Raw genomic sequence first — 2,704 nt, 5'->3', positions numbered from 1 at the left:
AGCTGTCGCAGGCGGCGGGCGCCGCCGAGCGGCTGACCGAGATCCTGGCCGAGAAGCCCGCCATCCTGCCGCCTGTCGATCCGCAGCCGCTGCCGGCCAAGGCCAAGGGCGCGATCAGCTTCGATGATGTCTCCTTCTCCTATCCGGCCCGGCCGGACCGCGCCGCCGTGCACGGCCTGAGCTTCCAGGTGAAGCCCGGCGAGACGGTGGCGATCGTCGGTCCTTCGGGCGCGGGGAAAAGCACCGTCTTCTCGCTGATCCTGCGCTTTTACGATCCGGAAAGCGGCCGCATCGTCATCGACGGCGTCAACGTACGCGAAGCCGATCCGGCCGCGGTCCGCGAACGCATCGCCATCGTGCCGCAGGACGTCACCATCTTCGCCGCAAGCGCGCGCGACAATATCGCGTTCGGCCGGCCGGGCGCCACAAATGCCGAGATCGAGGCGGCGGCGAAGGCGGCGCTCGCCGACGAGTTCATCACCAAGCTCGAAAAGGGCTATGACAGCCAGGTCGGCGAGCGCGGCGTGACGCTCTCAGGCGGCCAGCGCCAGCGCGTGGCGATCGCCCGCGCCATTCTGCGCGACGCGCCGATCCTGTTGCTCGACGAGGCGACCTCGGCGCTCGACGCCGAAAGCGAAACACTTGTGCAGACGGCGCTCGAGCACCTGATGCGCGGCCGCACCACCATCGTCATCGCCCACCGGCTGGCGACGGTGCTCAAGGCCGACCGGATCCTCGTCATGGAGGGCGGACGCATCGTCGAGGAAGGCACGCACAAAAGCCTGGTCGCCAAGGGCGGCACCTATGCGCGGCTCGCCAAGCTGCAGTTCGAGACGGGAGCCAGCGCCTTCAAGGGCGCCGCGGAGTAGCCACGCCACAAAGTCGCCGGTTCCAGGCTGCTCCGCGTCAGTCGCCGTAGCGCCTGCGCAAATGCTCGGTGAAGTAGGCGGCGTTGAGCCTTTCGCCGGTGGCGCGTTCGAGCAGATCCGGCGTCGACCAGCGCGAGCCCTGGGACCAGATCCTTTTGCGGCGCCAGTCATTGATGGCGCTGAAATCGCCCTCGGCGAGATCCTCGTCCGCGGACGGGTGCTCCCTGGTGAGCGCCGCCCATTGCTGCGCCGCCATCATGGCGCCCAGCGTATAGGACGGGAAGTAGCCGAAAGCGGCACCCGGCCAATGCACGTCCTGCATCGGCCCGTCGGCCGGGTCGTCGATGGTCGACAGGCCGAGATAGTCGCGCATCTTGGCGTCCCACGCCTCGGGCAGGTCGGCGGCCTCCAGCCGGCCGGAGACGAGTTCCTGCTCGAGCTCGTAGCGCAGGATGACATGCAGCGGATAGGTGACCTCGTCGGCGTCGACGCGGATCAGGCCACGCTCGATATGGTGGACATGCGGCAGGATGTCGTCGATCGACCATTCTTCGCAGAGATGCTTTTCGACCACCGGCAGCGCCCAGCGCCAGAAGGCGGGGTTGCGGCCGATCTGCTTCTCGACGAAGAGGCTCTGGCTCTCATGCACGGCCATGCCGCGCGCCTTGCCGAGCGGCCAGTGCGACCAGGCTTTCGGCAGGTTCTGCTCGTAGAGCGCATGCCCGGTCTCGTGCAGCACGCCCATCAGCGCCGACAGGAAATCGGAGGTCTTGTAGCGGGTGGTGATGCGCACGTCGGTCGGTACGCCGCCGCAGAAGGGATGGTGCGACACCGACAGCGAGCCGTGCGTGAGGTCGAAGCCGACGGCCGCCATCATGGCAAGGCCGAGTTCGCGCTGACGGTCGATGGCGTAGCTGCCGGAGAGCGGCTTCAGGGGGTGTTTTGCTAGCCGCGCATCCTGCACCGCCAATGCGTGCGGCAGGAAATCACCAAGGAAGGCCTTCAGTTCGGCAAATACCGGCGTGATGTCGGCGGCACGGTTGCCTGGATCGTATTGTTCCATCAGCGCGTCATAGGGATCGAGGCCGAGCGCGTCGGCGCGCAGCGCAGCCTCCTCCCGCACCAGTGCCACGACGCCTTCCAGCGCCGGCAGGAAGCCCGCCCAGTCGTTCTTGGCGCGCAGGTCGCGCCAAAGCTGCTCCGAGCGCATGCGCGCCGTCGTCTGGCGCTCGACGAATTCGACCGGCAGGCAGGTGAGATTGGTGTATTGCCGGCGCAGCTCCCTGACCGCGGCCTGCTGCTCGTCGCCGAGTGGCTCGGCTTCGGCGGCTGCGATCCAGTCGCCGATCTCGGGTGCGGTCGCCTGGGCGTGCAGCATGCCGGCAAGCACCGACGTCGCTTCGGCGCGCTTCTCGCCGCCGCCAACCGCCATATGGGTCGCCTCGTCAGCGCCGAGGATGGCCAGCGCATGTTCCAGCGCTTCGAGCTTGTGGCCGAGTTCATCGAGTTTTTGGAAGGACATGTCGGATCTCAACTGGAAATTGGCTGGCGGGAAAAGATACCAACGCGCAGGGCTTGGCAACCCTGATCCAGCCGGTTCGGGGCAGGCCATCTTGCCTATCGATGGCGGCGCGTGATCAATGTCCGAATCGAACGGGCGGAGGGGACAATGGTCGGCAATATCCTGGTCGGGCTGGTGGCGCTGATCCACTGCTACATCGTCTATCTGGAAATGGTGCTGTGGGACACGCCGCGCGGCCACAAGGCGTTCAACCTCAAGCCGGATTTCGCCAGCGCTTCAAAAGTGCTTGCCGCCAACCAGGGGCTCTATAACG

3 protein-coding genes are annotated in these 2,704 nt (G+C 66.8%); 2 read left to right on the top strand and 1 reads right to left on the bottom strand.

What is annotated here, in order from left to right; all coding sequences use genetic code 11:
• A partial coding sequence (locus tag EOA29_RS32065) for an ATP-binding cassette domain-containing protein (RefSeq protein WP_127222121.1) occupies nt 1–869 on the top strand: 869 nt, incomplete at its 5' end.
• A 37-nt stretch (nt 870–906) separates the two neighbouring features.
• On the opposite strand, the gene EOA29_RS32060 is transcribed toward EOA29_RS32065, so the two are convergent.
• Nucleotides 907–2,391, bottom strand: coding sequence for a carboxypeptidase M32 (locus EOA29_RS32060; protein WP_126091424.1), 1,485 nt, complete (start codon nt 2,389–2,391; stop codon nt 907–909).
• 147 nt (nt 2,392–2,538) lie between these two features.
• Between EOA29_RS32060 and EOA29_RS32055 the strand changes: the two genes are divergently transcribed.
• Nucleotides 2,539–2,704: DUF1304 domain-containing protein (locus EOA29_RS32055; RefSeq protein ID WP_145969919.1), on the top strand; the 166-nt coding region annotated here is incomplete at its 3' end.

This window comes from Mesorhizobium sp. M1E.F.Ca.ET.063.01.1.1, assembly GCF_003998155.1.
Classification (GTDB): Bacteria; Pseudomonadota; Alphaproteobacteria; order Rhizobiales; family Rhizobiaceae; genus Mesorhizobium.
This window is presented reverse-complemented; position numbering and strand designations above follow the sequence as displayed.

Coding starts and splice junctions, on each gene's coding strand:
- EOA29_RS32060 (WP_126091424.1), bottom strand. CDS start 2,391: ATGTCCTTCCAAAAACTCGATGAACTCGGCCACAAGCTCGAAGCGCTG.